Here is a 25430-nt window from a genome sequence, read left to right as displayed (position 1 = left end):
GGTGCCCATTTCAGTCATGCCCTCCTCGAGCGCCGTGTTTCACCTGCACTGTTTGGTCGACGATTTTATTCGCCGCCGCCCGGACGTTCGCCTATGTCCTCGACTCCGCAGGTCGTCGTCGCCGGCGGCGGGTTAGCCGGACTCGTCGCCACCCGCCACCTCGCCGCCGGCGGCGTGGACGCGACGCTGGTAGAACGCAACGAGACGGTCGGCGGTCGGGTCAGAACCATCGAGCGAGACGGGTTTCGGTTCGATCGCGGCTTTCAGGTCCTCTTCACCGCCTATCCGGCCGTGAAACGGGAACTCGATCTCGAGGCGCTGGACCTGCGCCGGTTCGCGCCGGGCGCGACGATCGCCGGTGAAGACGGCCGGTCGACGCTCGCGGACCCGCTTCGGGAACCGGGGACGATTCCGTCGACGCTGACCAGCTCGTACGTGTCCGTCGGCGACGCGCTCCGAGTCGCCCGGCTCTGGCTGGGGATCCGGCGAACCGATCCGGACGAGATATTCACGGGCAGCGACGAGCGGATCGACGAGTTCTTCCGGGATCGCGGCTTTTCGACGGCCTTCATCGAGGGGTTCGTCGCCCCGTTCTACGGCGGCATCACGCTCGATCGATCGCTGGCAACCTCCAGACGCGTTTTCGAGTACACGTTCCGAACCCTCGCTGCGGGCGAAATAGCGGTTCCCGCCGCCGGCATGGAAGCGATCCCGTCCCAACTGGCCGCCCGCGTTCGCGAGACCGGCGGAACGATCGAGACGGGCGTTACGGTCGAGTCGGTCGCGACGGCCGGCGGTAACTCGAGCGCGGCCGACCCTGCTACTGACGCGCCCGTCACGGTCGAGACCGACGACGGGACCGTCGAGGCCGATGCGGTCGTCGTCGCGACCGATCCGCCGGCGGCACGAGAACTCACCGACGTGTCCTCGGTCCCCACGGACGCGCGGCGCTGCGTCACGCAGTACTACGCCGGCCCTGCCGACCTCGACCTCGAGACCGGCCGTCGTCTCCTGTTGAACGCGAGCGAGAAGGGGCCGAACCACGTCGTCCCGCACAGCACGGTCGCGCCCGAGTACGCCCCCGACGACGCGACCCTGCTCAGCGCGACCTATCTCGGAAACCCTGAAGACGACGACGCGGCGCTGGCAGACCGAACGCGACGGACCCTCGAGTCGTGGTATCCCGACGGGCGGTTCGACGAACTCGAGACGCTCCACACCGAGCGGGTGCCGTTCGCACAGTTCGAACAGCCGCCGGGGATCCACGACCGGCTCCCCGACGCTCGCGCTCCCTCGGGTCCCGTCTATCTGGCGGGCGATTACACGCAGTGGTCGTCGATTCAGGGTGCGATGGAAAGCGGTCAAGTGGCGGCGAAAGCCGTGATCGACGATCTGTCGCGCTGAGTCGTCGCGGCTAGCCGATATCCCTCGAGTCGAGCGATTCCGTGTGCCGTCGCGGGGAGTCGGCAGTACTGTCTCGATACGATGACAGTGAGACGAATAGCGGACAAATACTAATTCCGCGGGCCTCGTTAGCCGGACCACGGAGAGAGAACGGCTATGGCCATGGACGAACTCCTCGAGGGGACGTCGCTGACCGGGCGACAGGCGGCGATCATCTTCTTTAGTTTCCTCTCTCTGATCATCATCGCTGCGGTTTTGCTGATCCTGTTCAGTGACTTCTTCAGAAATCTGTTCGTCTTCGCACGGGCGGCCGGCATCGAATACCACGCTCCACTTCCCGCGTAGTCGGCCGTCCCGCGCTCGCGCCCGCGGGGGCGGTCCGTGATTACAGTAACTGCCGACACTCGCCCAGCGGCGGGAACCACAGCGTCTCGCCGCTCGAGTCGTCGACGACGGCGGGGTGGAACGCGTCGGCGGTCCGGACGAGCGGCGTCTGGAAGTCGCGACTGTGCATCCCGTTGACCGTCGATCCGGCAGCGAGCCGCGTAAACGCCGGGAGCACGAGTACGTCCGCACCCTCGTAGCTGTCCGGTCCGTAGAGGAAACACGGCAGTTTGCGGCCCTCGATCGACAGGGCGGGGTGGTCGTGGCCCACGATGTAGCGCTCGGCCGTCGTCTCGGGGGGCTCGTGCCCGTGGCAGACCACCCAGCCGTCGGCCAGCGCGTACTCGTCGCTCGCGTCGCCGTCGAATACCTCCTCGAGCATCGTATCGTGGTTGCCGGGCGTGACGATCAGGTCGGCACCGCTCTCGTCGACGGTCTCGACGAGTCGAGCCACGTCCCGCTCGACCCCGCGCGGGAGCCGCGAAAACGAGTGCAAGAGATCCCCGGCGACGACGACGGTGGCCGGCTCGAGCTCGGCGAGGAGGCCATCGAGGCGGTCGACGACGTCGATCCCGTCGTCGATCGGCGCGTCGACGCGCGAGGCGGCCGCTTTGCCGAGGTGGACGTCCGCGAGGACGAGCGTCTCGGCGGCGGGAACGAAGACGGCACGGTCGTGGAGTGAAAACGGAACGTCGATCTCGACGTCGGTGGCGGTCATCGCTCGGAGTCGGTCTCGGAGGCCGGCACCGCGTCGGGCTCGCCGCTGGTGCCCGACTCCGCGGTCGATTCCGACGCCGACGCAGCCGACGTCGACGTTCCGCCGTCGGCCCGCATCTCCTCACCGAGCGCGTCCGACAGATCGTACTCCGTGCCCGTCAGGATGAACAGCACCTCCTCGAGGGGGTCGAGGACTTCGGGCAGGATGCGGACGACGAGATAGGTGATTCCCAGCAGGGCGATGATCGACAGCGACTGGGCGACGAAGTTGTGGGCGACGATGTAGGACGTCCGGTCGGCGGGTGCCCCCATGAATTCAGTGGCGATATGCACGAGGATGTCCTGTTGGAACCAGCCCCACGGCGAGGCGATCCCGATGAAGACGTTCCGGACGAGATTGAGGAACCAGATAACGCCGACGGCGATCGCGAAGGCCGCCACCTTCCGCTTGAGCGGGGCTTTGACCGCGGAGATGAGCCCGCCGAAGATCGCCATACTGCCGATACCGGTACAGGACATGATGATGTAGGTCGTCCGCCCGGTCACCGTGACGTCGGGATCGAACGCGAAGCGGCTCTGGTACCCGTTCGACCCTTCCTCGATGCCCGGACTGTGCCCCATCAGTTCCATCCCGAAATGGGTCTGCCTGGCGGTCGTCTCGATCAGCCAGGTTTTGACGAACGGAATCGTCTCGGCGGGCAGGTAGATCAACCCCATGAACGCGATCGCCTTCGAAAGCAGCAGTAGCGACTCGCGGCCCTGCACGAGCAGATACCCGGCGTAGACACACAGCGGCAGCGCCGCCAGCGTCAGGAGCGTCTGAATCGGGCTCTTGACCTCGAGGTAGTAGTGGGGAACCATCGTCAGCCAGAAGACGCCGAAGACGACCCACGCCGCTGCGGCGAGATACCGTGCCGGGTCGGCGGCGTCGAGCCACTCGAGGATCATCGCGACGACGAACGCAGCGATCGCTGTCCAGGCCAGCACGTCCCCGAGCGGGATCGAACCAATGCTCACCGCAGTCGTCGCTGGTAGGGCCGGCATACTCACGTAAATCCGAAGGACTCTCACGCTATCAACTTGACGCCTCGGACCGAGCGACTGACTCGAGGACCCGCGAGCGACGATCCGACGACCGCGTACCTTTTTGCATCGCTCGCGAAAAGGCTACCATATGGTCGACGTCCTCGATAACAAGCGGGCCGCGACGCGATTTCGGATCCTCGTCCAGATCGCGGAGCGCCAGCCCGCGGTCAGCCAGGGGGAGATCGCCGGGGAAGTCGGCGTCACGAGCCAGGCCGTCAGCGAGTACATCCGCGAGCTCGTCGACGACGGCCTCGTCGAGAAGGAAGGCCGGTCGCGGTATCGCGTCACCCGCGAAGGCGTCGACTGGCTCTTCAGAGCCGCGGACGACGTCCGCCGGTTCGCGGATCACGTCACCGGCGACGTGCTGGGCGCGATGAGCGAGGACGCCTACATCGCGACCGCCGACATCGAAGAGGGCGAGACCGTCTCGCTGACGGTCAAAGACGGCCTCCTCCACGCCACCCCGGACACCGAGGGGCCGGCGACCGGTATCGCGACGACCGACGCCGAGGCCGGCACCGACGTCGGCGTCACCAGCTTCGAGGGCGTCATGGAACTCGAGCCCGGCTCCGTCACCGTTTTGCAGGTGCCGTCGATCCGCACCGGCGGGAGCCGCGGGATCGACGACGAGACCGTCACCGATGCCTGCGACGACGCCGACGTCGTCGTCGCCGCCGGCGTCGAGGCCGTCGTCGCCTGTCGACAAGCAGGCACCGATCCCGACGTGACCTTCGCCGTCGGCGACGTCGCGGCGGACGCCGCGAATCACGGCCTCGAGGTGACCGCCGTCGCCACGACCGACGCCGTCGGCCGAGTGACCGACGCGCTCCGGGACGCAGACGTTTCCTACGAAGTACTCGAGGGGTGAGTCAGCCGACCGCGATCGACCAGCTACTCGGTTCATCGTTCTGCGACCGATAGCGGCCGCTTCCCAGAAAGAGTCAGAACGGATAGAACCCACATCGATCGAGCCGACGGCAGCGACGCCGTCCCTCCCTCAGCCGATGTAGCGCAGGTCGTCGTCGGTCGGCACGTCCATCTGCTGTTGTTGCTCCATCTCCTGAATCTTGCCGATGACCTCCTCCATCTCGTCGGCTCGCTCGTCCAGAGACTCGTACTCGAGGTCGAATCCGAGCACGTCCTCGAGGACCTCGAGGACGGCCCGAGCGCTCTTCGGGTCGACGAGGTAGCCGCTGGTCTCGCCCATCAGACAGCTGGCCTCGAACCCGCGGCGCTCGCCCAGTCCCAGCAGGAGGCCGGAGACCCCGACGATGCCGCCGGCGGGCTCGTCCTCGCGGAACTCGACGCCCGCGTCCTCGAGGCGCTCGAGCAGCGACTCGTCGCTGACGGCCCCGACGACGGCGTACTCGTCGATGAGCTCGCCGGTCGGGACGCCGCCGAGCGCGTACACCTCGCTCGCGCCGAACTCCTCGGCGACGTCGAGGAAGGCGTCGGTCAGCGTGTAGTGCCCGTCGTTACTCTGAGCCTGATGATCGCCTGTCAACAAGAGGAGATCGCGACCGTCGGACCCCTCGACGGCGTGAATTTCCGCACAGGTCAGCTTCGAGACGCCGTCCTCGACGCTTACCTGCGGCGGGAACTCACGGGAGTAAATCCGACGTACGAGCGTGCTTTCGCCCTCGAGTTCCTCAAGCAGGTGCTCGACGGCGAGGGTGCCGACGTGTCCGACTCCTGGCAACCCCTCGACGAGGACGGGGTCGTCCAGTTCGACCTCGGCGACTGCGTCGATCTCGAGTTCGTCCATACCGTATCAGCGGTTGCGACGTTTAAGAGCGCGTCGGTACTCGCCGTGCGGATCGGTCGGATCGAACGGTGCCGGGGCGCTGTTCGCCGTTTCGGCACCGCAGTCGGGACAGGTGTCAGAAAGCGTATACACCGGGCCGTCGTGGGCCTCGCGCCACGCCGAACACACCCGGATGTCGGATTTCATTATTCGTCGTCGGTGCGGCGCTCGCGGTGGTACTGCCCGGAGCCACCGTGGCCTTCGATCGCGGCGACCGCTCGCTGTGCGCTCTCCTCGAGCTGGGACTCGGCGGTCTTGTAGTTGGGCGCCTGCACTTTGATTCGATACTCGGGTGCGCCGACGTAGCTCACCTCGAGATCGACTTCCTCGGGGACTTCGCCGTTGCCTTCGGCCGCTTCGAGTGCCTCGCGGATCCCGTCGACGCCGCTGTCGGTGGGGTTCTCGAGGTCGACGTAGCCGGTGACGTTGACGTAGGGCACCGAGACGTTCTCGCGGGCCGTGTCGACGATCGCTTCGATCTCGTCGTCGTCGAGATCGGTGTCCTCGAGTGCCTCCTCACCGTGGATCGCGGCCTGCTTGAAGCCCTCGTAGAGCCCGCCGTGGATGGCGATCAGTTCGTTGGCGATGGCGGTGTAGACCTCGTCCTCCATCTCCTCGCCGAAGGCCAGCTCCATCCAGTTGTCGGCCTTCTGCTCGTTTTTCCAGTCCTGGATCTTGTCGGAGCGCTGGTGGTCGTTGACGTCCTTCAGCGAGAGATCGATCTGCTGCGAGCTCTCGTCGACGTCGAGGACCTTGCAGACGGCGATCTGGCCCTCACGGACGTGATCACGGACGTTCTTGATCCAGCCGCTCGCGACTTCGGAGATGTGGATCAGACCGCGCTTGTCCTCGTACTCCTCGAGATCGACGAAGACGCCGAAGTCCTCGATTTCGTCGATCTTGCCGACGACGAGTTCGCCGGGATCGGGCCAGCCGCTGTACTTCATCGTGACTCGACTGTTTCGAGGATCTCGTGTTCGATCTCGGCTTTGCCGCCGGTCGGTCGCACGAGCGTCGTCCCGCAGACGGCACAGGCGACCTCCGAGGAGGCCTTGCCGAAGACGGTCTGTTCGTTCTCGCAATCACTGCATCGAACGCTGTAGAAATTTCCTGCCATTGGTATCACTCCTGGAACTCGAGTCGGCCGGCGCGCCATCCCTCGCGGAGGTGGGCCTTGCCGCATTCGCTGCAGCGGTACTTGAGGTCGGTCTTCTTGGTCGGCTTTTCGCCGCCGGGCACTTTCGAGAAGCGACCGGAGTTCCCGATGGTCGAGCTGTTGCGTCGGGTACGGCGAGCGTCCCATTTCATGCCGGAGGAACGGCCCGTTCGGGACTTCTCGACTTCGTGTTCGTGGTGCTCGTTACAGAACGGACAGTACGTATTGAATCGGCGTGGCATCTGCATGGTTATCTCACTTGCCGTGGGCTAAGATAGCGCCGTTTAAAAAGCGTTTGATAGCCGGCCGTCCCGGTCACCGTACGGGAAAATGACGGCTCGCTCGAGTCGCTCACGTCCGAAACCGTCGGACCGCGATCAGTGACGCCGTCTGCTCGTGCGCGTACTGGCGTCCGCAGGCGGTCGCCGGGATGCTCGAGGCGACGGGTCTCCGAAGCGTTTAATCCGCTCTCCTGTGAAGTCAGGGCCATGAAGCAGCTTATCATCCACGGGGATCCCGGCATTCGGAACGGGGCCATCATCCGATACGAGGGAGACGAGGCGGAATCGGAGGTGGTCTGCTTCGGGATCAACAGAAACGGCGAGTACCACGGGCCCGATCGCGTCCAGCTCTGGTGTACCGTCGGGTCCGAGGACGAGTACGAGGACTACGAGAAGCGAAACTTCACGCCACACTTCCTCGACGTCGATCGCGTCGACGCCGAGGACGTCGAGGTCATCCGCCCGAAGAGCGATCTCGCGATCTAGTATTCTCGTCGGTCGATAACGGAGGCCGGACGCCGCGCTCGGTTCTGGGCGGTAGTTTCGGAGACCACTGACGTGGGTCGTCGGTCGCTTCATTTCACTCGTCCAACTCTTGTCCGAATCTTTATGGTTCTCTGCTGGAAGAATATTGACGAATGCTCGGGACAGGGGGACTGGAGGGGAGCGTATTCCACGATCGCGTTCCAACTATCCATGCAGTAATCGTAAGACCGAAAGTGGTGCCGTCGGCAGTGACCGGTAGGCTCGAGGACGGAGACGACGATGAGTAACTCCCTCCCAGAGACGATCCGAACGCGGGTTCGTGCGCTGTGCTCGACGACGCGGGTCGGACTGTACGTCGGGGTCGGGACCTTCGGTGCGGCCATCGACACTGCTGCGCTCGTATTCCTGGTCGAGGCTATGTCCCTCGGAACGGTCGTCTCAAAGCTCCTCTCCTGGGAGCTCGGTATTGCAGTCATCTTCGTGATCAACGAACAGTGGACGTTCGCGAGCTACGGCGAGGGCGGACTGCGAGCGCTGTGGCGCCGATTCATGCTCTCGAACGTGGTCCGCTTCGGCGGGTTGCTGGTGACGCTGGTAGTATTAATGGTGCTGACCGGGCACTTCGGCGTCGGACTCATGCTGGCGAACGTGATCGGTATCGGAGCCGGGTTCTTCGTCAACTACATCTGTGAGTGCCTTTACACCTGGCAGGTGTATCAGGACCAGCGGTAGAAACCCGCATACGGCTACCGAATCACAACCCTTAACTAGGGCACTCGGGTATGAAGTGATAGCGGGATGGGATAGCCAGGAGATTCCGGCGGGCTCATAACCCGCAGATCGGTAGTTCAAATCTACCTCCCGCTACTTTTCAGGGATTCAACGACGAACGACGGGCATGGCGAGGAGTGAGTGCTGAATCCCTGAAAATAGTGTCGAGTAGATTTGAACCAGACGGCACCCGAACGTAGTGAGGGTGACGGCGTGGTTCAAATCTACCTCCCGCTTTGTTCTGGTGTAAACTAACTCGAGAGCGCTGGCCATAGCAACTCTCCTTCTCGGACACTTCCGAGGCACGTCTCGATAGCAGCTGCAGCCCTGTCCGTCCAATGAGGCCACGAAAGGAGTGAGAGAGGCGTCTTACGAGTCCGCAGCGAGGTAGTCCCGGATCCGGCGCCCCTGCGGGTACGTGAACGTGACCGTCCCGTGGAGAACCGACGGCGTCGAAAGCGGTTCGACCGGGGCGAAGCGCTGGAACGGCGACTCCTCGGGGAACTCGAAGTCGATGCGATCGACCTCGGCCTCGTACAGCTCGCTGACGAAGGGGATCGGGAACTCGAGGAGTTCGCTGACCTGCGCTCGGCCCCCCGCAGGATCCGGGAACTGGCGGTGCGCATAATAGTTGAGGTGGCCGGTGAGCGTGTCGATTTGCTGGTCACCGACGGTCGCTTCGGCCTCGAGAACCGGGTCACCGTCGACCGAGAGCGTCGAGATCAATTGTCCGCCGGCTTCGTCCCACTCACACGACCCGGCGAGACTCGGGATCCCGCCGGCCTCGCGGGTGAACGTTCGCATCTGCGGGGAATCGGTCCAGTAGCCGACCCAGAAGCGGCCGGGAACGGGCATCTCGCCTTGAGCAGTGCTGATCGCGCGGCTGTCGTGGTCCGCGACTTCCACTGTCAGGTAGGTGAGCGTGTACGGCTCGAGGTGACTCGTTCGCTCGGCCGACGGCACCCGATACGTGTTCAGCTGGACGAGGGTGTTCGGGTGGGGCTCGAGCCCGGGCGGCAGTGCGTCCGCGAGCACGTCGGGATCGGCCTCGTAGCCGACGATGAGCATGCGCGCGTTCTTGATCAGCTGGGGCGGCGAGACGGCCGTTCCCTCGGGCATTCCGGTGTACGTCTCGGGGGTGAACTGGTGATCGCTCATGGCTGTGGCAGTGTTACTTGTTCGCTTCCACGCCGAAATCTTCGGGCGCGAAGACCTCGGTGATCGGCTCGTCTCGGACGCCGCGGATATCGTCGAGGACCGGCTCGAGGTAGGCCCGGAACAGCTCCGGACGCTCGCTCATCGGGAAGTGGCCGGTCGCCTTCATCTCGTGGGCGGTCGCGCCGTCGCCGATCGCCGCGGCGGCCTCGCGGGCGGCGGCGGGGTTAGTCAGGTAATCGTACTCGCCGTTCATGAGGTACATCCGGACCTGTGTGGCGTCGATCTGGTCGGCGGTCTCGCTGTAATCGTGGTCCATCGAGTAGTAGTGGAGATCGCCCTTGAGGACGCCGTTGGCTCCTTGTTCGTACAGGTACAGCGTTTCGCGGCGCGCCCACTCCGGCCCGTGGGGAGCCATCAGCCCCCACGTCGCGTGGGAGTTGACGTCGTTCGCGTTGACGTGCGGGTGGTCGAGCCACTGGATGTAGAATCCGGGCGTGAACAGGCCCGCCTCGAGGCCGATCAACGCCCGGAACCGGTCGGCGTGCCAATCCGCGAGTTCGAGCGTGATCGTCCCGCCCATGCTCGAGCCGATGAACACGGGGTCCTCGAGCTCGAGGGCGTCGGCGATCGAGACGATAGTATCGGTGAACCGCTCGGCGGTGAGGTCGTACTGGTCGGCCCACCACGATTCGCTCGACGGTGGAACTGACTTCCCGTGGCGTGGCAGGTCGTAGGCGACGACCCGGAAGTGCTCGGTTATCTCGGGGTCGTTCAGCACGTGCCGCCACTGCTGGTTGTTACACCCGGCCGTGTGCTGGCAGAGGAGCGGGATGCCGTCCGCCGGGCCGGCCGCTTCGTAGTAGATGCGGTGGTCGACCCCGTCGAGATCGATCGTGACGTACTGGCCCGTGATGGGCTCGTCCGTCGCTTCCCGCGGCCGATGGGTGCCTTCAGTGCGCGGTTCGCCGCCGTTGTGGGCCGTCCGCATCAGGTCGAGCGCGCGCTGGAATCCTCGAAAGTTCTGGAAGATCTTCTTGTGGTTGCCGATCAGGTCGAAGTAGCCCTCCTCGCCCTTGACCGCGGTCCGGTAGAAGGAGGCGAACACCTCGTTGTGGTGGGCCGCCGGAACCTCGCTGACGAACTCCTCCCACGCCTCGCGCGGCCCGACGACGCCGAACGACCACGCGTCGTCCAGTCCCGGCGTCCGGACGTCCTGTACCTCGCCATCGTGCATCTCGAGCAGGAAGTGCTCGTCACCGATCCCGACGAGGAAGTCCTCGTCGAACGCGTCGCGACCGTGCTGAGTCATCTCCGGGTCCGCGTTCACGACGTCTCGATACTCGCTCCACCACGCCTCGCTGGCCAGCGTTCGATCTGCCATACGTCGCACTCCATCATCCAGCCTATTAGTGTGGTATGCTAACTATGATCGTTATCTGAACGAGCGGCGCACACGATGCCGAAACGGACGGGGATCGGGTCCCAACGGAGCGAGTAGCGTCGGACGAACGAAACGATACTCGGAGCCGTTCCGTGCCCGAGAAGAGGACGACTCCGGGACGACGGACTCTCAATCCACGATCTCGATCGCGGTACGAGCAGCGAGCCCTCGATCGCTCGCATCGTCACGAGTGACTCGCACGTCGATCGCGTAGCTGCCCGGGTCGACGGGTTCCCACTCGTCGTCCGCGACCTGCACGCGCTGTGGCCACCGGCGACGGAAGCGCTTGCACTCGTTTCGAGCGAAGGAGAAGGCGGCGGGCCGATCGGGAACCGCTCGCGGAACCTGCGAGGCGTTGCGATGGCCGTCGACGGCCCAGTGCCAGCGCTCCGGCGAGTCCGTTCGGATTCGGACCGGGAACGGGATCCGGTTGCGAAACTCGACGGTTATCTCGACCGGTTCGCCGGGCGCGTACCGTCGTTTGTCGGTCGAGATGCTGACGTCGATCGCGCGGTGGCGCACCACCGTCGGCGCGAACGCGTGGCTGAACGCCGCCCAGTCGATCGCTCGCGAACCGCCGTCGTCTCCTCCCGAACGCTCCGGCGCGAACGGATCGTCGTCAGTCCGCTCGAGCGCGGCGGAGTCGTAGATTCGTTTCATTGGGTGTTCAGTCGGTTCTATTGGATGAGATGTCGTCGACGGCTGCTTCGGCGTCGCCCGCGAACCGCTCGTCGAACCGGTGGCAGGCGATCGGATGCTGTGCCGTTCCGTCGGTCAATTTCGGCTCGACCGTCTCGCAGGGCGTCTCGAACGCCGACGCGAGCCGGTCCCGTGCGGCCTCGAGATCGCCGGCAGCGGCGGCCTCGAGCGCGTCCGAGAGAGCGGCGTCCGCGTCCGGATCGCGCAGGTGGTGGGGAATCCCGTGGACTTCCCGGATTCCGTCACCGACGGGTTCGGAGTCGTCGGATCGCGGGAGGAGTGTCTCGGGCTCCGCGTCGGCGTCCGCCTTCGCGAGTCGGGTTCGGAGTCGCATAATAGCACGGAACGAATCGTCCGTCAGGTCGTATTCCGCGGGCGGAACGACCTTCGGACAGCGCGTGTGGAACCGACAGCCCGAGGGGGGATCGGTCGGTGAGGGCACGTCTCCCTCGAGGACGATCCGGTCGCCCTCCCAGCAGGGGTCGGGTTCGGGGATGGCCGACAGCAGCGCCTCAGTGTAGGGGTGTGACGGGGCGTCGAAGACCTCGGCGGTCGTTCCGGTTTCGACGATCTCCCCGAGATACATCACCGCCACCCGATCGGCGACGTGCTCGACCACCGAGAGATCGTGGGCGATGAACAGATAGGAGAGGTCGAACTCGTCCTGCAGGTCGGACAGCAGGTTGAGGATCCGCGCCTGTACCGAGACGTCGAGCGCGGAGACGGGCTCGTCACAGACGATAAAATTCGGTTCGACGGCGAGCGCGCGAGCGATGGCGACTCGCTGGCGCTGGCCGCCCGAAAACTCGCGGGGGTACCGGCTCGCGTGTCCGGCCTGCAGTCCGACCGTTTCGAGCAGTTCCCGAACGCGCTCGTCGCGTCGCTCGGCGGGCACGATATCGTGAACCTCGAGGGCTTCCCCGACGATATCGGCGACCGTCAACTGCGGGTTGAGACTGGCCATCGGGTTCTGGAAGACGTACTGGATCTCGGTCCGAAGCTCCCGGAGTCGCGACCGGGAGCAGCCCGTCACCTCGGTTCCCCGGTAGGTGATCGTGCCGGCAGTCGGCTCGAGCAACCGGACGAGCGTTCGGCCGAGCGTCGTCTTGCCGCAGCCGCTCTCGCCGACCAGTCCGAGGGTCTCGCCCGCGCGGATTTCGAGGTCGACGCCGTCGACCGCTCGAACCGTCTCCGCGCGCCCGAGGAGCCGATCGAGGAAGCCGTCGGCGGTGGTGTAGTGCTTCTCGAGGCCCGCCGCCCGGATCAGGGGCTCGTCGTCGACCGTCGTCACTCCGGCTCACCTCGCTCGGTCCGTTCCCGCTCCCGTTCGTGATACTCGCCGCCCGTCTCGTCCCGTACCTGTACCTCGTAGTCCAGACCGTCCTCGAGGTCGCCGGTGTACTCGAGGCAGGCCGCGAGGTGTGACTCGGGACCCGCGTCGGCCGCCGGCGTCTCCGAGTCCGTCTCGACGAGCCGCGGGTGACGTCTGGCACACGCCGGCTCGGCATAGGGACAGCGGGGGTGAAATCGACAGCCGGTCGGCGGGTCGACGAGGCTCGGCGTCGTTCCGGGAACGGTCGCGAGGCGATCGCTGTCGGCACCGAGCCGGGGGATCGAGGCAAGCAGTCCGACGGTGTAGGGATGCTTGGGATCGTAGTAGAGCTCCTCGACCGGTGCGCGCTCGACGATCTCGCCGGCGTACTGGACCAGGACCCGATCGCACAGCTCCGCGACGATCCCGAGGTCGTGGGTGACGAGCTGGATCGCCGTCTCGGACTCCCGAGCGAGGTCCGCGAGCAACTCGAGGACGCCGGCCTGAACGGTGACGTCGAGCCCCGTCGTCGGCTCGTCACAGACGAGCAGCGCTGGGTCGCAGGCCAGCGCCATGGCGATCACGACCCGCTGTTGCATCCCGCCGGAGAACTCGTGCGGGTAATCGGCGTAGCGCGTCGCCGGCTCCGGGATTCCGACCCGCTCGAGGAGCGCGATCGCCCGGTCGCGGGCGGCGTCGTCGGTGACGTCTTCGTGGGCGCGCACTGCTTCGGCGATCTGTTCGCCGACGGAGTAGACGGGATTGAGCGCCGCGTCGGCGTCCTGAAACACCATCGCGATGTCGTTCCCCCGGAGTTCCCTGAGTTCGCGATCCGAGCACTCGAGGAGGTTCCGGCCGTCGAACCGGATCGCCCCGCTGACGATCTCACCGGGTGACCGGATCAGGCGGAGGAGCGCGAGGCTGGCGACGCTCTTGCCCGCCCCGCTCTCGCCGACCAGCCCGACCGTCTCGCCCGCGCGGATCTCGTAGCTGATGCCGTCGACCGCCCGGACGACGCCGTCGTCGGTGTAGAACTGGACGACCAGATCCTCGACCTCGAGCAGCGCCATCAGCGCATCCGCCTCCGGTCGTCGCTCGCGTCCTCGCGGGGATCGATCGCGTCGTTGATCCCGTCGCCGACCAGGTTGATCGCCAGCACGAACAGGAAGATCGCGAGCCCGGGGAAGACGGTGACGTGCCAGTGGCCCTGCAGGAGCGAGTCGCGACCGCGCGACAGCATCGCACCCCACTCCGCGCTGCCGGGTTCGAGGCCGAGCCCGAGGAAGCCGAGCGCCGCCGCCGCGAGAACGACCGTGCCGACGTTGAGCGTGGCTTGGACGACGACGGGTGCGATCGCGTTCGGAACGACGTGTCGCCGGATGATCGTCCGATCGGGGACGCCGAGCGCGGTCGCAGCCGTCACGTATTCGCGCTCGCGAATCGAGAGGATCTCGCCGCGTAACAGTCTCGCGTAGCCGATCCAGCCGGTAACGGTGAGTGCGAGAACCACCTCCCAGAACCCCCGCCCCGGGATCGGGATCGGATCGAGGATCGGGACGATCGCGATCGCGAGGACCAGGAACGGAAAGGCGTACAGCACGTCGACGATGCGCATGACGAGTTCGTCGATCCGGCCGCCGAAATAGCCCGCGACTGCGCCGAGGGGAACCCCGACGCACAGCGCGAGCAGGACCGCGACGAGGCCGATGCTCAGGGTGTAGCGGCCGCCGACGAGCACCCGGGCGAACTGATCTCGCCCGGCCCAGTCGGTTCCGAACGGGTGGTCCCAGGAGGGCGGGGCGTTCGCCGCGCCGACGAACGGCTCGTGGGGATCGTGCGGAGCCAGCGCGAACGGCTGGAGCGTGATCGTATACTCAGCCGTCGAAACCTCGATCGGTCGTGCGAAGATCGCGAGCACCGCCATGACGGCGATGACTGTCACTCCCAGCATCGCCGTTCGGTTGCGACGGAACCGGCGGACGGCGTCCTCGAGTCGCCGTCTGTCCGGTCCCTCCGCCGTCGTCTCCGTCGCCGCCGCTGCCGTCGGCGAACGCGGTTCGGTCTCGGTGCTCGCCTCCCCCGTTGGAGTACTCGAGGCCTGCGAGTCACCGTCGCGGTCGTCCGATTCCGGCTCGTCGAAGCCGACGATGCGAATCCGGCCGCGTTCGGTAGTGGGATGTCGGTCGCTCATTCGTTAGTATCGAATTCGTGGGTCGAGGAGCGCGTAGACGATGTCGACGAGCAGGTTCGCGAGGACGATCGAGACGCCGATGACCAGGACGGCGGCCTGGATGACGGGGTAGTCTCGCTGCAGGATGGACCGAACCAGCAGCCGCCCCATGCCCGGCCACGAGAAGATCTGTTCGACGACGACGGCGCCGTCGACCAGAAACGCCAGCTGGAGGCCGGCGACGGTCACGACCGGCAACAGGGAGTTCCGCAGGACGTGTTTCAGGATCACCGTCCGCTCGCGGAGCCCCTTCGCGCGGGCCGTCCTGACGTAGGGCGCGTCGAGTTCCTGCCGCATCGAGGATCGCAACAGTCGCGTGACGAGTGCGGCCGAGGCCGTCCCAAGCGTGATCGTCGGCAGGATCATGAACTTCGCCATCGCGAGACTCGCCAGCGGTGCGTCCGGCGGAATGACGCGGAACCAGCCCAGCCGGACGCTGAACACCAACAACAGGATCAGGCCGAGCCAGAAGTTCGGCGTCGCGATCCCGGCGAGTGCCCCGAGCCGAGTGAGTTCGTCGGCCGGCTCGCCCCGCTTGACCGCAGCGACGATCCCGGCCGGCACGCCGATCGCGAGCGCGAGGAGCCACGCCGCCCCGCCGAGTGCGACCGTCGCGGGAAGTCGCCGACCGATCGTCGCCGTGACGCTCCGGCCGGAGATCGGCGAGCGCCCGAATTCGAGCGCGATCGCGTCCCGCAACCACAGCAGGTACTGTTTCCACAGCGGCTCGTCGAGGTGGTACTCGGCTCGGATCGACGCCTCGGTCGCGGGACTGACGGTCCGAAAGCCGACGATCACGTCGATCGGGTCGCCCGGGAGCACGTGGAGAAACGAGAACGTGAGCGCGGTGACGCCGAGCAGGACTGGAACCGTGACCAGCACTCGCGTGAGAACGTATCGACCCAGCGACATTGGTGATCCAGGTCAGGTCGGCTGAACGTACGTTTCGGCGATTCGCTCTTCGAACGCTTCGTCCGTGTAGTCCTCGAGGAGCGGCGAGATCGGGACGTACGCCGGTTGCCCGAGACCGTGATACACGTCCTCGAGAATCGTTTGACGGGGAATCAGCATGTTACACCCCCGGCGGACAAGCTCGTTGGTAAACGGGCCGTGGTAGAGCGGATAGATCACCATATCGAATCCGCCGCCGATCCGGCGATCGACGCCGTACGCGTCGTCGGCCGCCAGGTCGGACAGACTCGCAGACGGAACGCCGGAACTGAAGTCGATATCGCCGACGTCGAGTGCGCCCTGCCGGGACGCAGCTTCGGTGATGATCTCGAGCCGCACCGTCTCGGCCGGTGGCGTCGCGGGGACTGCCTCCGAGCCGCCGAACCAGTAGTCGTCGAACCGTTCGAGCCGCCAGTGATTGCCGGATTGGTAGTCGGCGAACCGGTAGGGGCCGGTTCCGATCGGTTCCGACTCGAGGTCGCGGTCGCCGTCGATGGCCGCCATCGGGACGATCGGAAGGTCGAACAACCGTTTTTCGAAGGGGCCGTACTCCCGCCAGCAGTGAATGTCGATCGTACGGTCGTCGACGATATCGATGGTCTCGTACCAGTCGTAGACGTCGGACTCTCGAGGGGTGCCCTCGTACCGTTCGAACGATCGTTTGACGTGGTCGGCGGTCAGCTCCTCGCCGTTGTGGAACTGCACGCCGTCTCTGAGGGTAAACCGGTAGGTCATCGGGTCGAGCCGCTCCCACTCGTCGGCCAGGACCGGCTGGACCGCGCCGTCGAAGTCTACCCCCGTGAGGCCCTCGTAGACGAGTTGGGTCGCCTGACTCGAGGCCGTATCGTTCATCGAAACCGGGTCGGTGGTCGAGATATCGCTTCCGAGATCGCCGACGAACTCGTCGCCGTCGAGATCCGTATAGACGCCCGCCCAGGGAGCGTATACCGCGTTGTACGTTCCCGACTCGAGCGGGTACGCCTGCCAGCCGCTAATCGCGTCGGCGTTCCAGACGTGCGACGCTTCGCTCACGCGGACGAACGAGACTGGGGAATCGGCGACCAGGTGTTCCTGTAGCTGCCGGTAGATATCGACCCGCTCGTCGAGCTCCGTTTCCTCGAGCCCGTCGTCGATGTAGTCGTCGACGGTGTCGCTGGCGTAGTGGTTGACGTTGAGCCCGTCGGGCGTGTGATTGTCCGAGTGAAACAACATGTTAACGTAGTCGTCGGGATCCCAGCCACCGGTCCAGCTGACGATAAAGAGGGCATTCTCACCGTCGTCGGCCGCCGTGGTCAAGCGCTCGAGGTAGGTCGTCCACTTGTATTCCGAAATCGAGACGTCGAAGAAGCCGGTGTCCTCGAGCGCGACTTCGAGGAGTTCCGCGAATCGGCTCCGTTCGGTGCCCTCGGTGATCGCGATGGTCGTTTCGAACGGCGGTTCGATTTCCGTCGCCTCGAACCCCTCCTGAATCAACTCTTCGGCCGGACCGTCGGCTTCGATGCTGTTGCTGCGGATACAGCCAGCCAGCCCGGTGACTCCGAGCGCTCCTACCCCCTCGAGTAGCGAGCGCCGCCGTAGGCGGCCCCCGTCCCGGCCACCGCTATTCCCCGCCATCGTGGTAAAGTTTACATTGAAATAACATATTCCTTGTGATGGGTATCTCCGATCCGCCCTTCCGCATGGGTGTCTCCTCCCCACCCATCGTCGTATCCGGCTCTCGGCTCCCGACGCGTATAGCTGTTTCACCAACGGCAATAACCGACGGTTGGCGAAAACGCGAGCCGACAGCGAAGCCGTCGTCGATCCGGTTACTGATCGCCTTCCTCGTCGACGATGACGACCTCGCCGTCGACGACGTCGACGTTGATCAGCGTCTTGACGTCGTATCCCGCGTCGTCGACCTTGTTCTCGCCGCCCACCTTCTTGATGACCGCGACCGTGTCGATGACTTCCGCGCCGATCTCGTCGAGCGCTGCGAGCACCGCGGCGAGCGTCCCGCCGGTCGAGAGAACGTCGTCGAGCACGAGCACGCGCTCGCCCTCGCGCACGTCGTTGATGTACATCTCGTTCTCGGAGTAGCCCGTCTTCTGGGAGATCTCGACCTCGTCGTCGAGGCCGTACTGGCGCTTTCGGATGACCGTCAGCGGGATGTCGGTCATCAGCGAGACGGCGGTGGAGATGTGAATGCCCATGGCCGCCGGGGTAACGATCCGATCGACGTCGTCGAGTTGCGCCTTCCGGATGATTCGGATGACGATCTCGCGCAAGAGGGTGGGGTCGAGTTTCGGCACGCCGTCACTGATCGGGTGTACGAAGTAGTGATAGCCGTTCTTCTCGATGATCGGAGCCTCGAGGAGGGACTGCTTTAGCTGATCCATGTCGTGGGTGGGACGGTAGCGGAGTAAAAGTTGACGATACGATCGAGTCGACTGAGCAATGCCACCGCGTCGCAGTCGTCGCGTCAGGTCGGCGGCAGACCGCCGGTAGCGCTACTTGTCGGTGCCGTAACTGAGTTCGGGCGGCTGATCGCCGTGGCCGAGGCGCATGTTCCGTTCGTGATAAATGTGGGCGGCTGCGGTGACCGTGAACGTGGCCGCGATAACGGCCATCCAGGTCAGGTTCGAAACGACCGCCAGCGGATAAATTTCCAGCCACAGGGCGGCGACCAGTGCACAGCTGATCGCGCCGAGGGAGAGGTACAGTTCCCGCCACGCGAACTCTCGGCCGGGAACGATCTCGAGGTAGACGCTGATGTCCCGCGTTCGGTCGGTCGCCTCGATGACGCCCCGGTCGGAGTCGAACCGGAGGATCCCGGCCGTATCCATCTTCGGGAGGTGCGTCTGCTGGAGCGTCGTGTACACCCGTTTTCGCTGTTCGGGGGTGACCCCCTCGAGCGTCGTGTCGTACTCCCAGGCGGCGATCTGTTGGGCCAGGTCGCCGAGCTCGACCGGTCGATCGTCCTGCTTGAGAAACTGCAAGACGTAGCGGCGCCGCTGGTTCCGGAGGAGTTCGAAGATCTCGCCTTTGGGGAGCGACTCGGCCGAGCCGTCGACGTCCTCCTCGGGGTCGGGGTCGGCGCCGTCGGGATCGGTGCCGTCGTCGGCGGCGCGCTGTTGTTGCGCCACGGAGATCACCGCGTGGTCCCGGATCGCTCCGATAAGAGGGTAGTTTCTAGACTCGATCGGAAACTCATTATTTCGGTCGAATGAACCCCACCCATATAACTCTCCTGACGAACTCGCAGCTGGATTAGTTCGTCGGCGTGCTGGATTCGAGTACCGCCGCGATCGACGCGGCGATCTCGCTACCCAGTCCCGCCTTCGACCCCTCGTAGCGAGCGACGTCGCCGGCGTGAACCAGCAGTGCGCTGGTTCGGTCCGCACCCATCACGCTGGCATCGTTCGCGACGACGAACGCGAGATCGGCTCGCTCGAGCGTCGTCCTCGCCTGCTCGATCATCGCCGATTCGTCGCTCGACGTTTCGGTCTTGAAGCCGACGATCGGAAGGTCCGGATGGGCGGATCGAATCTCGTCGATGAGCTTCGGCGTCGGTTCGAGCTCGAGGGTGAGCTCCTGCCCCGAGCGGATCTTCTCGTCGCTCGTCTCGACGGTGTAGTCGCCGATCGCGGCCGCAGAGACGAGCACGTCGGTGTCGTCGCAGGCCGCTCTCGTCGCCCCGAGCATCTCGTCGGCGCTCTCGACTTCGCGGACGTCGGCGTACGGCACGTCGGGGCCGTCGTGGACGAGGGTCACGTCCGCCCCGCGCACGTAGCAGGCGTTCGCGACGGCCCGCCCCATCTTGCCCGACGAGCGGTTCGTAATCACCCGGACGGGGTCGATCGACTCGCTGGTCGCACCGCTCGTGACGACGACGTGATCCCCCTCGAGCGGTCGGTCGCCGGCCGCGCGGGCCACGTCGGCGACGATCGCGTCCTCGCTGGCGATCTTGGCCTTCCCCTCCTCGATGCGCGGATCGACGAACTCGACGCCCCACTCCTCGACGGTCTCGATGGCCTCGAGCACACCGGGGTGGTCGTACATCGGTTCGTGCATCGCGGGGGCGATCACGATCGGCGTGTCGGCACCGAGCGCGGTCGTCGCACACGTGGTCACCGGCGTGTCGTCGACCGCGCCCGCGATCTTGCCCACCGTGTTCGCGGTCGCGGGAGCGATCAGGAGGACGTCTGCCCAGCCGTCGTAGCCGCAGAGCTCGACGTGCTCGACGCTCCCCGTGATCTCCGTGACGACCTCGTTCTCCGTCGCGAACTCGACTGCCCAGGGATGGATAATTCCCCCTGCGCTGTCGGTCATCACCCCGCGAACCGCCGCACCCTGTCGTCGGAGCTCGTGGGCCAGTTCGACCGTCTTGACGGCCGCGATCGATCCGGTCACCCCGAGCGCAACGTTGACTCCCTCGAGCATGTACACTCCACTTCGGAACGGGTCCTTTTAGGAGTACTGTCGGTCGGATGCCCGTTAGAAAACCGAGTCAGCACGAGCGGCAAGCGGTGGTACCCGTACGCGGCAAACTTATTTCAGCTATCTATTGTATTTACGATCTATTCGCCAGAAACATCCCCAAACTGTTAGTTCCCGTATTCGAACAGGTAATCAATGCAGTCGCGTCGGCTTCGATCGGACGAGCGAGCGGTATCGGTAGTGATGGGAACGGTGATGCTCGTCGGAATGGTGTCGATAGTGATGGCGGTTCTCGCGGCGGGGATTCTCGGCGCCGGCGTCTTCGACCAGACGCCCCACGCGGAGCTTATGTATCAGGAAGACGACACCGGAACCGTGGCGATCGGCTTTACCGACATTCGGGGCCTGTCAGCCGGCAACACCGAAATCCGACTTCAGGGAGAAGGAAGCTGTGGCAGCTGGGACGGGAGCGGCGATCTCGAGAAGGGAGATATCACGATCGTCGACGGGGGCGATTGTCCCGATCCGCTCGAGCCGGGAGACGTATTGCAAGTCATCGGCTCCGACACGCTGCTCGATACGTACGAGTTGCGGGGTGTCTCGACCGGTTTCGACCAGTGTGAATCGGAACTCGAGGGCGGAGATCTCACGGTCGAAGACGGCGAAGTGATCGAGTTCGATGTCGTCGGTGACGACGGTGGGCGGACCGATATCGACGTCGAGATCGAAGACGGTGGGGAGCTTATTGGGAAGGTGAAATTGAACGGAGACGGTGGAATGACGTTCAAAGGAGGCAGCATAACTGGTGATGTCGTGACCGAAGACGTGCCAATCGTGGATAATGGACCGGAGATAGATGGAGATATCACGGTTCCGTCCGACGGAACGGGAGATACGCTCGATCTGAAATCGGGAACCGAAATGGACGGCGCGATTACAGCCGCCGAAGAAGACGTAGCCGTCGGAGACGGATCGGTTGTTAATGGACCGATCGAAACGGACGGATCCGTGGAACTCGAAGACGGAACCGTCAACGGAGATATCGATGCGGAGGGACACACGGTAGTTCTCAAAGGCGACTCTCTCGTCGACGGCGACGTAACTGCAGATACGATCGATTGCAAGGACGATTCCGAGATCACTGGCGACGGCTCCAGCGAGTGTTAACGGCTGCTACCGGGCAGTCGAATCGCTTGCCGATGCGGTCACGCTTCGATTCCCGAATGCCTCGAGCGAGACGACGAGCCCTGCCCCGACCAGCACGAGCCCGCCAGCGACGGCGAACGCGGTGAAGTAGTTGACGGTCGCGGCCCAGCCGCCCAGAACGCCGCCGAGACCGCCGCCGATCGCGCCCAGCGCGACGTAGGCCCCGAGTATCTCGCCGCGAGCGCTGGTGGGCGCGAGCCGGGTGACGATCGCCGTCCCGATGACGGCGATGCCGGCCCAGGTGATCCCCACGAGCGTCAGAACGAGAGCGGCGCCACCGAGCGCGGCGGCGCCGCCCAGCATCGTGATCGCGATGGTCGACGGAAATAACACTCCTCGCGCGGCGAGGGTGCCCGACTGCAGGCGGCGGACGTCGTATCGCGCCGAGAGCCGTCCGGCGGCTTCGTAACAGACCGCGGAGCCGAGACTCGAGACGAGATAGAGCGCGAATATCTGGCCCGAATCGAAGCCGACGTCGGTCAGGAACAGCGGGAGCGGTGCCCAGAACGCGGCGGAGCCGGTAAAGAAGAAGAGGCCGGCGACGAAGTACGTCCGCAGCGTCGGGTCGAGTCGCGTCGCGAGCCGTCGCGGATCGATGCCGCGGGTCGTCCAGTAGAGACGGTTGGGTGAGAAGGCGAACGTCGCGCCTTTGACGCCGCGACCCGACTCCGCCAGCAGTCGGCCGATCCGTCGAACGGCGCGGTCGTCCGTGACGTGTGCCGACGGCGCGGGACGCGGGAGCGTCCGTATCGCCAGGAGAGCGCTGACGCCGGCACAGCCCGCGAGCACCCAGAACAGCGCCCGGGTCAGCGTCGCCGCGTCGGCCGCGAGCAGTCGGCTCCCGACGAACGGCCAGATGGTTCCGAGGACGAGCCCGCCGGCCCAGCCGTAGCCCTGATACTTGTTCACCAGACCGATCCGTTCGCTCCACGCGAACTCCGGTGCGTCGTCGACGACGAGCATGGTCAACACGGGGCCGACGGACGCGACGAACAACCAGAGGACCGCGTTCACGACGATAACGGACCTAATCGACGTCAGAAACGGAATTACGGCCAGCGAGCCCGTGACTCCGAGTAGCGTCGCGATGACCAGCGGCCGGCGATTGTCGACCCGATTCGCCACGCGACCGAACGCGATCGCGCCGGGCGCGCCCACGATGGCCGCCGTTGCGGCCAGAATACCGAGCTGTACCGGCGCCGCACCGAGCAAAACGATGTAGAGTGGAACCAACAGCGATGCGCCGCCGAACGCGACCGAGCCGAGGCCCCAGGCAGCGAGCCAGCGATCCGTCATACCATCTGCTCAGTCGCGAACGGGTAAACTGTGGTGATCGTCCGATTCGCGCGAAAGCAGTCGTAATTGAACCGAACGATCCGATCAAAATACCGTCGCGAGGCCACCGAAGAACCCCACCGTCACGACGAGCCGGCCGAGGCTCCCGAGGAACGTGGCCAGGGCGAATCGCGGGTAATCTTCCTCGAGGACGGCGAAGGCGTATATCGAGATCGTGTCGGGGAAGAACGGAACGGAGAGGGCGATCGCGAGCCCGCCGTACCCGTACCGCCGCGCGAGCTGGACCGAGCGCTTCTCCGACCAGGCGAGGATGTCCCATCTGGACCGACGCAACCACCGCGTTATCGGTCCGGACTGTTTGACTTCCTGCCCGAGGTGAAACGCGACCACGCTGCCGGCCGCCTTGCCGGTCGCGCTGACGAGCATGATTATCGTGAGGCGGAGCCACTGCGGAAAGCCGAGATCGAGCGGCGCGAGCAGGACGACCTCGCTGGGACCGGGCAGCGCGAACGCGATCAGAAACGAGTAGACGAAGACGATCCCCATCCCGCCCCAGCCGGTGGCGGACTCGACGAGTGCTTCACCGGGAGCAGCGAGCAGACCGTTCAGTGCCTCTACCACGAGAATCGTCGGGAGCGGAATAGCCATCATTGGTACCTACGTAGTTGGGTGGGCCGTGTTTTTTTCGATCGATCGACGAGCAAAAACGTCTGACGACGTGCTCGGTCGCTACCGGGGGTTGCCGTCACGTTGACCCCCATGTCCATCGCGCGTCGAGTACGTATCGATACACCCCACTGAGAGCGATCGCGATCCCGTTGGCGATGAGATACGGAGCGTGTACCCACTCGACGAAACTGAAGAGGACGGCGAGCTGGATCGGTATCGCCGTTCCGCGGACGACGTTCGTCTTGACCAGCCCCGTGAGATAATCGATAGTGCCGGTGTTCTGGATCGTCTGGAACGTCCACGCGTTGTTGAGAACGTACGAGAGGACAATCGTGATCTCGATGGCGATCATCGCACCGACCAGATAATGCAGCCCGGCGCTGTCGACGAACGCCCACAGCAGTATCATCTGTACCGTCGCAGCGATAACCCCGACGATGACGAACCGTCGAAGCTGGCGTGCAAGCGGCCCGTCGACGAGACTGCGAAGGAACGATCTGATCATCTATCGGTAGCCGAGGGCCGACAACCGCGCCTCGAGGTCCTCGTCGACGTCCCCGTCCTCTTCCGTCGGCTCCGCATCCCGGATCATACTCGCGTGGGCCGCAACGACCGGCGCGAGCGATTCGATCACGTCCCGTTGCTCCGGAGTCGGATCGGTCGCGAGGTTCGTCTGTTGCAGCGGGTCGTCGGGTCGATAGTACAGTTCTGGCTCCTCGGTTTCGACGTTTTCGATGTAGGTCCAGTCACGGTTCCGAGCGCTGACGAGGAGTTCGCCGTCCTCGAGCGACCGCGGGATCGGCTGTTTCGTCACCGACTCGTCCCGGACGGTGACCGAGACGACCGGCTCGTCGGCCGGGGACTCCTCGCCGACGACGCTCGGAACGAGCGTCTCGCCGGTCCACTCGTCCGGGGCCTCGACGTCCATCAGATCGGTTACCGTCGGCGGGATGGAATCGAGTCCGACCTGCTGCTCGACTCGGCCTCCCTCGGAGCCGGGAACGTCCACGATGAACGGGACGTGAATCAGCTCGTCGTACAGCTTGGGATAGTGTGCGAGGTGGCCGTGTTCCTGGAACTCCTCGCCGTGGTCGCCCGCCAGGATGACGGCCGTATCGTCGTCGTAATCGTGGTCCGAGAGGGTCTCGAGGAGCCGGCCGATGCTCGCGTCGACCTGCCGGGCCGTCGCCTGATAGAGCGTTCGAAGGTCCGCGAGCGTTCGGTCGCTGACGTCCCATCCGAGTCCGGTTCGCGTGTGGGCGAGCAACATCTTGTGGGTCCCGAGCCGGTCGTCGGAGACCTCGCGGATGTAGCGTGGTGCGGGAACGTACGGCGTGTGCGTGTCCATGTAGTGGATCCAGAGGAAGAACGGCGAATCCGTCTCCTCGACGAACTCGCCCGCGGCGTGTTCGACGTCGAACATCCGCGACGTGTCCAGAAACGGCCGATCGTCCGTGTTTCCGCGGAGCCAGGAGCCGGCGCGACGGATCGGCGAGGCCGCCAACTGGAGCCACGCTTCGACCGTCGGGTGCGTCGCGAGATACCGGCTGTACACGCTCGAGCCCACGTTCGCGACGAAGGGATCGAACTCGTCGAACCCGTCGTCGTACCCCCAGTGCGTCGTGAGAAAGCCGTTGGCGGCGTTGAATCCGCCGGTCGAAACGCCCGCGTCGGAGACCGTTTCCGCGAGCGTCGGCGAATCTTCGACGCCGATTCGGCCGTTGTCGGCAAACACGGGCCGGGAAGCGAGCATCGACGGGAACGAAAACGGCGTCCAGTTCCCGGTCGCGAAGGCCCGCTCGAAAACGGTGCCGCTGTCGGCGAGGGAATCCATCACCGGTGTGTGCCGATCGCTATCGTACGGGCCGATCGCGTCCGCACGCAGCGAATCGACCGTGACGAGTACAACGTTCGAAACAGACGTATCAGATACCATGCTTTTGATTCCCTCGCTGTTTAC

At 65.1% G+C, this 25430-nt stretch carries 28 protein-coding genes and 1 tRNA gene; 7 read left to right on the top strand and 22 right to left on the bottom strand.

Going from position 1 to position 25430, the window contains the following annotated elements:
* Window positions 1-93: 93 nt before the first annotated feature.
* Both LDB05_RS19400 and LDB05_RS19395 read left to right on the top strand, forming a co-directional pair.
* On the top strand, window positions 94-1404 hold the full coding sequence (locus LDB05_RS19400) for an NAD(P)/FAD-dependent oxidoreductase (protein WP_226005616.1): 1311 nt from the start codon (window positions 94-96) through the stop codon (window positions 1402-1404).
* 156 nt (window positions 1405-1560) lie between these two features.
* On the top strand, window positions 1561-1749 hold the full coding sequence (locus LDB05_RS19395) for a hypothetical protein (RefSeq protein WP_226005615.1): 189 nt from the start codon (window positions 1561-1563) through the stop codon (window positions 1747-1749).
* A gap of 40 nt (window positions 1750-1789) precedes the next feature.
* Here the strand turns inward: LDB05_RS19395 and LDB05_RS19390 are convergent, their stop codons facing one another.
* Both LDB05_RS19390 and artA read right to left on the bottom strand, forming a co-directional pair.
* Complete coding sequence (locus LDB05_RS19390; RefSeq protein WP_226005614.1) at window positions 1790-2506, bottom strand: metallophosphoesterase; 717 nt, start codon at window positions 2504-2506, stop codon at window positions 1790-1792.
* The gene (gene artA, locus LDB05_RS19385; protein WP_226005613.1) at window positions 2503-3549 is read right to left on the bottom strand and encodes an archaeosortase A; all 1047 of its coding nucleotides are present in this window, start codon (window positions 3547-3549) and stop codon (window positions 2503-2505) included. The genes LDB05_RS19390 and artA overlap by 4 nt, the downstream gene beginning before the upstream one ends.
* Window positions 3550-3679: 130 nt before the next feature.
* Between artA and LDB05_RS19380 the strand changes: the two genes are divergently transcribed.
* Window positions 3680-4459 carry a DUF7839 domain-containing protein gene (locus tag LDB05_RS19380; RefSeq protein ID WP_226005612.1) on the top strand — a complete coding sequence of 260 codons (780 nt, stop codon included), beginning with the start codon at window positions 3680-3682 and terminating at the stop codon, window positions 4457-4459.
* 129 nt (window positions 4460-4588) lie between these two features.
* On the opposite strand, the gene LDB05_RS19375 is transcribed toward LDB05_RS19380, so the two are convergent.
* From LDB05_RS19375 to LDB05_RS19355, 5 genes are read right to left on the bottom strand one after another with little or no spacing between them, the layout of a single operon-like run.
* The gene (locus tag LDB05_RS19375) at window positions 4589-5356 is read right to left on the bottom strand and encodes a proteasome assembly chaperone family protein (protein WP_226005611.1); all 768 of its coding nucleotides are present in this window, start codon (window positions 5354-5356) and stop codon (window positions 4589-4591) included.
* Between the two features lie 6 nt (window positions 5357-5362).
* Window positions 5363-5542, bottom strand: a complete 180-nt coding sequence (locus LDB05_RS19370; RefSeq protein ID WP_226005610.1) for an RNA-protein complex protein Nop10 — start codon at window positions 5540-5542, stop codon at window positions 5363-5365.
* On the bottom strand, window positions 5542-6342 hold the full coding sequence (locus tag LDB05_RS19365) for a translation initiation factor IF-2 subunit alpha (RefSeq protein ID WP_226005609.1): 801 nt from the start codon (window positions 6340-6342) through the stop codon (window positions 5542-5544). The genes LDB05_RS19370 and LDB05_RS19365 overlap by 1 nt, the downstream gene beginning before the upstream one ends.
* Complete coding sequence (locus LDB05_RS19360) at window positions 6339-6512, bottom strand: 30S ribosomal protein S27e (protein WP_097378458.1); 174 nt, start codon at window positions 6510-6512, stop codon at window positions 6339-6341. Before LDB05_RS19360 ends, LDB05_RS19365 begins: the two co-directional genes overlap by 4 nt.
* Before the next feature lie 5 nt (window positions 6513-6517).
* On the bottom strand, window positions 6518-6799 hold the full coding sequence (locus LDB05_RS19355) for a 50S ribosomal protein L44e (RefSeq protein ID WP_226005608.1): 282 nt from the start codon (window positions 6797-6799) through the stop codon (window positions 6518-6520).
* A 240-nt stretch (window positions 6800-7039) separates the two neighbouring features.
* Here LDB05_RS19355 and LDB05_RS19350 point away from each other — a divergent pair, with 240 nt between their 5' ends.
* From LDB05_RS19350 to LDB05_RS19340, 3 genes are all read left to right on the top strand, one after another.
* A complete protein-coding gene (locus tag LDB05_RS19350) occupies window positions 7040-7318 on the top strand; it encodes an HAH_0734 family protein (protein ID WP_226005607.1) in 279 nt (92 codons plus the stop codon).
* A gap of 279 nt (window positions 7319-7597) precedes the next feature.
* The gene (locus LDB05_RS19345) at window positions 7598-8050 is read left to right on the top strand and encodes a GtrA family protein (RefSeq protein WP_226005606.1); all 453 of its coding nucleotides are present in this window, start codon (window positions 7598-7600) and stop codon (window positions 8048-8050) included.
* 60 nt (window positions 8051-8110) lie between these two features.
* Window positions 8111-8185: transfer RNA gene (locus LDB05_RS19340), tRNA-Met, on the top strand.
* Between the two features lie 273 nt (window positions 8186-8458).
* Here the strand turns inward: LDB05_RS19340 and LDB05_RS19335 are convergent.
* The 11 genes from LDB05_RS19335 to coaBC form a co-directional block, all read right to left on the bottom strand.
* Window positions 8459-9247, bottom strand: a complete 789-nt coding sequence (locus LDB05_RS19335; RefSeq protein ID WP_226005605.1) for an acetoacetate decarboxylase family protein — start codon at window positions 9245-9247, stop codon at window positions 8459-8461.
* 13 nt (window positions 9248-9260) lie between these two features.
* Window positions 9261-10628: an alpha/beta fold hydrolase gene (locus LDB05_RS19330; RefSeq protein ID WP_226005604.1), complete on the bottom strand. Its 1368-nt coding sequence runs from the start codon at window positions 10626-10628 to the stop codon at window positions 9261-9263.
* A gap of 189 nt (window positions 10629-10817) precedes the next feature.
* Window positions 10818-11348: a DUF7974 family protein gene (locus tag LDB05_RS19325; RefSeq protein ID WP_226005603.1), complete on the bottom strand. Its 531-nt coding sequence runs from the start codon at window positions 11346-11348 to the stop codon at window positions 10818-10820.
* Between the two features lie 7 nt (window positions 11349-11355).
* Window positions 11356-12678: an ABC transporter ATP-binding protein gene (locus LDB05_RS19320; RefSeq protein WP_226005602.1), complete on the bottom strand. Its 1323-nt coding sequence runs from the start codon at window positions 12676-12678 to the stop codon at window positions 11356-11358.
* Window positions 12675-13769, bottom strand: a complete 1095-nt coding sequence (locus LDB05_RS19315) for an ABC transporter ATP-binding protein (protein WP_226005601.1) — start codon at window positions 13767-13769, stop codon at window positions 12675-12677. Before LDB05_RS19315 ends, LDB05_RS19320 begins: the two co-directional genes overlap by 4 nt.
* Complete coding sequence (locus LDB05_RS19310) at window positions 13769-14890, bottom strand: ABC transporter permease (RefSeq protein ID WP_226005600.1); 1122 nt, start codon at window positions 14888-14890, stop codon at window positions 13769-13771. Before LDB05_RS19310 ends, LDB05_RS19315 begins: the two co-directional genes overlap by 1 nt.
* Before the next feature lie 3 nt (window positions 14891-14893).
* Complete coding sequence (locus tag LDB05_RS19305) at window positions 14894-15841, bottom strand: ABC transporter permease (protein WP_226005599.1); 948 nt, start codon at window positions 15839-15841, stop codon at window positions 14894-14896.
* Window positions 15842-15853: 12 nt separating this feature from the next.
* Window positions 15854-17494, bottom strand: coding sequence for an ABC transporter substrate-binding protein (locus tag LDB05_RS19300; RefSeq protein WP_226005598.1), 1641 nt, complete (start codon window positions 17492-17494; stop codon window positions 15854-15856).
* Between the two features lie 194 nt (window positions 17495-17688).
* A complete protein-coding gene (gene hpt, locus LDB05_RS19295; RefSeq protein ID WP_226005597.1) occupies window positions 17689-18258 on the bottom strand; it encodes a hypoxanthine/guanine phosphoribosyltransferase in 570 nt (189 codons plus the stop codon).
* Window positions 18259-18369: 111 nt separating this feature from the next.
* Window positions 18370-19014 carry a DUF7344 domain-containing protein gene (locus LDB05_RS19290; RefSeq protein ID WP_226005596.1) on the bottom strand — a complete coding sequence of 215 codons (645 nt, stop codon included), beginning with the start codon at window positions 19012-19014 and terminating at the stop codon, window positions 18370-18372.
* A gap of 115 nt (window positions 19015-19129) precedes the next feature.
* Window positions 19130-20302, bottom strand: a complete 1173-nt coding sequence (gene coaBC, locus LDB05_RS19285; RefSeq protein WP_226005595.1) for a bifunctional phosphopantothenoylcysteine decarboxylase/phosphopantothenate--cysteine ligase CoaBC — start codon at window positions 20300-20302, stop codon at window positions 19130-19132.
* 192 nt (window positions 20303-20494) lie between these two features.
* Here coaBC and LDB05_RS19280 point away from each other — a divergent pair, with 192 nt between their 5' ends.
* Complete coding sequence (locus LDB05_RS19280) at window positions 20495-21466, top strand: type IV pilin domain-containing protein (protein WP_226005594.1); 972 nt, start codon at window positions 20495-20497, stop codon at window positions 21464-21466.
* Between the two features lie 6 nt (window positions 21467-21472).
* Here the strand turns inward: LDB05_RS19280 and LDB05_RS19275 are convergent, their stop codons facing one another.
* The 4 genes from LDB05_RS19275 to LDB05_RS19260 all read right to left on the bottom strand — a co-directional run bounded on the left by LDB05_RS19275 (window position 21473) and on the right by LDB05_RS19260 (window position 25406).
* Entirely contained in the window at window positions 21473-22801 is a 1329-nt protein-coding gene (locus LDB05_RS19275; RefSeq protein ID WP_226005593.1) for an MFS transporter, read from the bottom strand.
* An 84-nt stretch (window positions 22802-22885) separates the two neighbouring features.
* Entirely contained in the window at window positions 22886-23449 is a 564-nt protein-coding gene (locus tag LDB05_RS19270) for a YqaA family protein (RefSeq protein WP_226007940.1), read from the bottom strand.
* Between the two features lie 97 nt (window positions 23450-23546).
* Window positions 23547-23975: a GtrA family protein gene (locus tag LDB05_RS19265; RefSeq protein ID WP_226005592.1), complete on the bottom strand. Its 429-nt coding sequence runs from the start codon at window positions 23973-23975 to the stop codon at window positions 23547-23549.
* Window positions 23976-25406: a sulfatase gene (locus LDB05_RS19260; RefSeq protein ID WP_226005591.1), complete on the bottom strand. Its 1431-nt coding sequence runs from the start codon at window positions 25404-25406 to the stop codon at window positions 23976-23978.
* Window positions 25407-25430 lie beyond the last annotated feature (24 nt).

Source organism: Natrinema salinisoli (assembly GCF_020405205.1).
Classification (GTDB): Archaea; Halobacteriota; Halobacteria; order Halobacteriales; family Natrialbaceae; genus Natrinema; species Natrinema salinisoli.
This window is presented reverse-complemented; position numbering and strand designations above follow the sequence as displayed.

What these genes read in the sequence shown, in the direction of transcription:
- LDB05_RS19360 (WP_097378458.1), bottom strand. Translation starts at nt 6,512, where the DNA reads ATGGCAGGAAATTTCTACAGCGTTCGATGCAGTGATTGCGAGAACGAA.
- LDB05_RS19375 (WP_226005611.1), bottom strand. Translation starts at nt 5,356, where the DNA reads ATGGACGAACTCGAGATCGACGCAGTCGCCGAGGTCGAACTGGACGAC.
- LDB05_RS19330 (WP_226005604.1), bottom strand. Translation starts at nt 10,628, where the DNA reads ATGGCAGATCGAACGCTGGCCAGCGAGGCGTGGTGGAGCGAGTATCGA.
- LDB05_RS19270 (WP_226007940.1), bottom strand. Translation starts at nt 23,449, where the DNA reads ATGGCTATTCCGCTCCCGACGATTCTCGTGGTAGAGGCACTGAACGGT.
- LDB05_RS19300 (WP_226005598.1), bottom strand. Translation starts at nt 17,494, where the DNA reads ATGGCGGGGAATAGCGGTGGCCGGGACGGGGGCCGCCTACGGCGGCGC.
- LDB05_RS19400 (WP_226005616.1), top strand. Translation starts at nt 94, where the DNA reads ATGTCCTCGACTCCGCAGGTCGTCGTCGCCGGCGGCGGGTTAGCCGGA.
- artA (WP_226005613.1), bottom strand. Translation starts at nt 3,549, where the DNA reads ATGCCGGCCCTACCAGCGACGACTGCGGTGAGCATTGGTTCGATCCCG.
- LDB05_RS19325 (WP_226005603.1), bottom strand. Translation starts at nt 11,348, where the DNA reads ATGAAACGAATCTACGACTCCGCCGCGCTCGAGCGGACTGACGACGAT.
- LDB05_RS19380 (WP_226005612.1), top strand. Translation starts at nt 3,680, where the DNA reads ATGGTCGACGTCCTCGATAACAAGCGGGCCGCGACGCGATTTCGGATC.
- coaBC (WP_226005595.1), bottom strand. Translation starts at nt 20,302, where the DNA reads ATGCTCGAGGGAGTCAACGTTGCGCTCGGGGTGACCGGATCGATCGCG.
- hpt (WP_226005597.1), bottom strand. Translation starts at nt 18,258, where the DNA reads ATGGATCAGCTAAAGCAGTCCCTCCTCGAGGCTCCGATCATCGAGAAG.
- LDB05_RS19365 (WP_226005609.1), bottom strand. Translation starts at nt 6,342, where the DNA reads ATGAAGTACAGCGGCTGGCCCGATCCCGGCGAACTCGTCGTCGGCAAG.
- LDB05_RS19315 (WP_226005601.1), bottom strand. Translation starts at nt 13,769, where the DNA reads ATGGCGCTGCTCGAGGTCGAGGATCTGGTCGTCCAGTTCTACACCGAC.
- LDB05_RS19260 (WP_226005591.1), bottom strand. Translation starts at nt 25,406, where the DNA reads ATGGTATCTGATACGTCTGTTTCGAACGTTGTACTCGTCACGGTCGAT.
- LDB05_RS19395 (WP_226005615.1), top strand. Translation starts at nt 1,561, where the DNA reads ATGGCCATGGACGAACTCCTCGAGGGGACGTCGCTGACCGGGCGACAG.
- LDB05_RS19390 (WP_226005614.1), bottom strand. Translation starts at nt 2,506, where the DNA reads ATGACCGCCACCGACGTCGAGATCGACGTTCCGTTTTCACTCCACGAC.
- LDB05_RS19305 (WP_226005599.1), bottom strand. Translation starts at nt 15,841, where the DNA reads ATGTCGCTGGGTCGATACGTTCTCACGCGAGTGCTGGTCACGGTTCCA.
- LDB05_RS19345 (WP_226005606.1), top strand. Translation starts at nt 7,598, where the DNA reads ATGAGTAACTCCCTCCCAGAGACGATCCGAACGCGGGTTCGTGCGCTG.
- LDB05_RS19350 (WP_226005607.1), top strand. Translation starts at nt 7,040, where the DNA reads ATGAAGCAGCTTATCATCCACGGGGATCCCGGCATTCGGAACGGGGCC.
- LDB05_RS19335 (WP_226005605.1), bottom strand. Translation starts at nt 9,247, where the DNA reads ATGAGCGATCACCAGTTCACCCCCGAGACGTACACCGGAATGCCCGAG.
- LDB05_RS19310 (WP_226005600.1), bottom strand. Translation starts at nt 14,890, where the DNA reads ATGAGCGACCGACATCCCACTACCGAACGCGGCCGGATTCGCATCGTC.
- LDB05_RS19265 (WP_226005592.1), bottom strand. Translation starts at nt 23,975, where the DNA reads ATGATCAGATCGTTCCTTCGCAGTCTCGTCGACGGGCCGCTTGCACGC.
- LDB05_RS19275 (WP_226005593.1), bottom strand. Translation starts at nt 22,801, where the DNA reads ATGACGGATCGCTGGCTCGCTGCCTGGGGCCTCGGCTCGGTCGCGTTC.
- LDB05_RS19280 (WP_226005594.1), top strand. Translation starts at nt 20,495, where the DNA reads ATGCAGTCGCGTCGGCTTCGATCGGACGAGCGAGCGGTATCGGTAGTG.
- LDB05_RS19370 (WP_226005610.1), bottom strand. Translation starts at nt 5,542, where the DNA reads ATGAAATCCGACATCCGGGTGTGTTCGGCGTGGCGCGAGGCCCACGAC.
- LDB05_RS19355 (WP_226005608.1), bottom strand. Translation starts at nt 6,799, where the DNA reads ATGCAGATGCCACGCCGATTCAATACGTACTGTCCGTTCTGTAACGAG.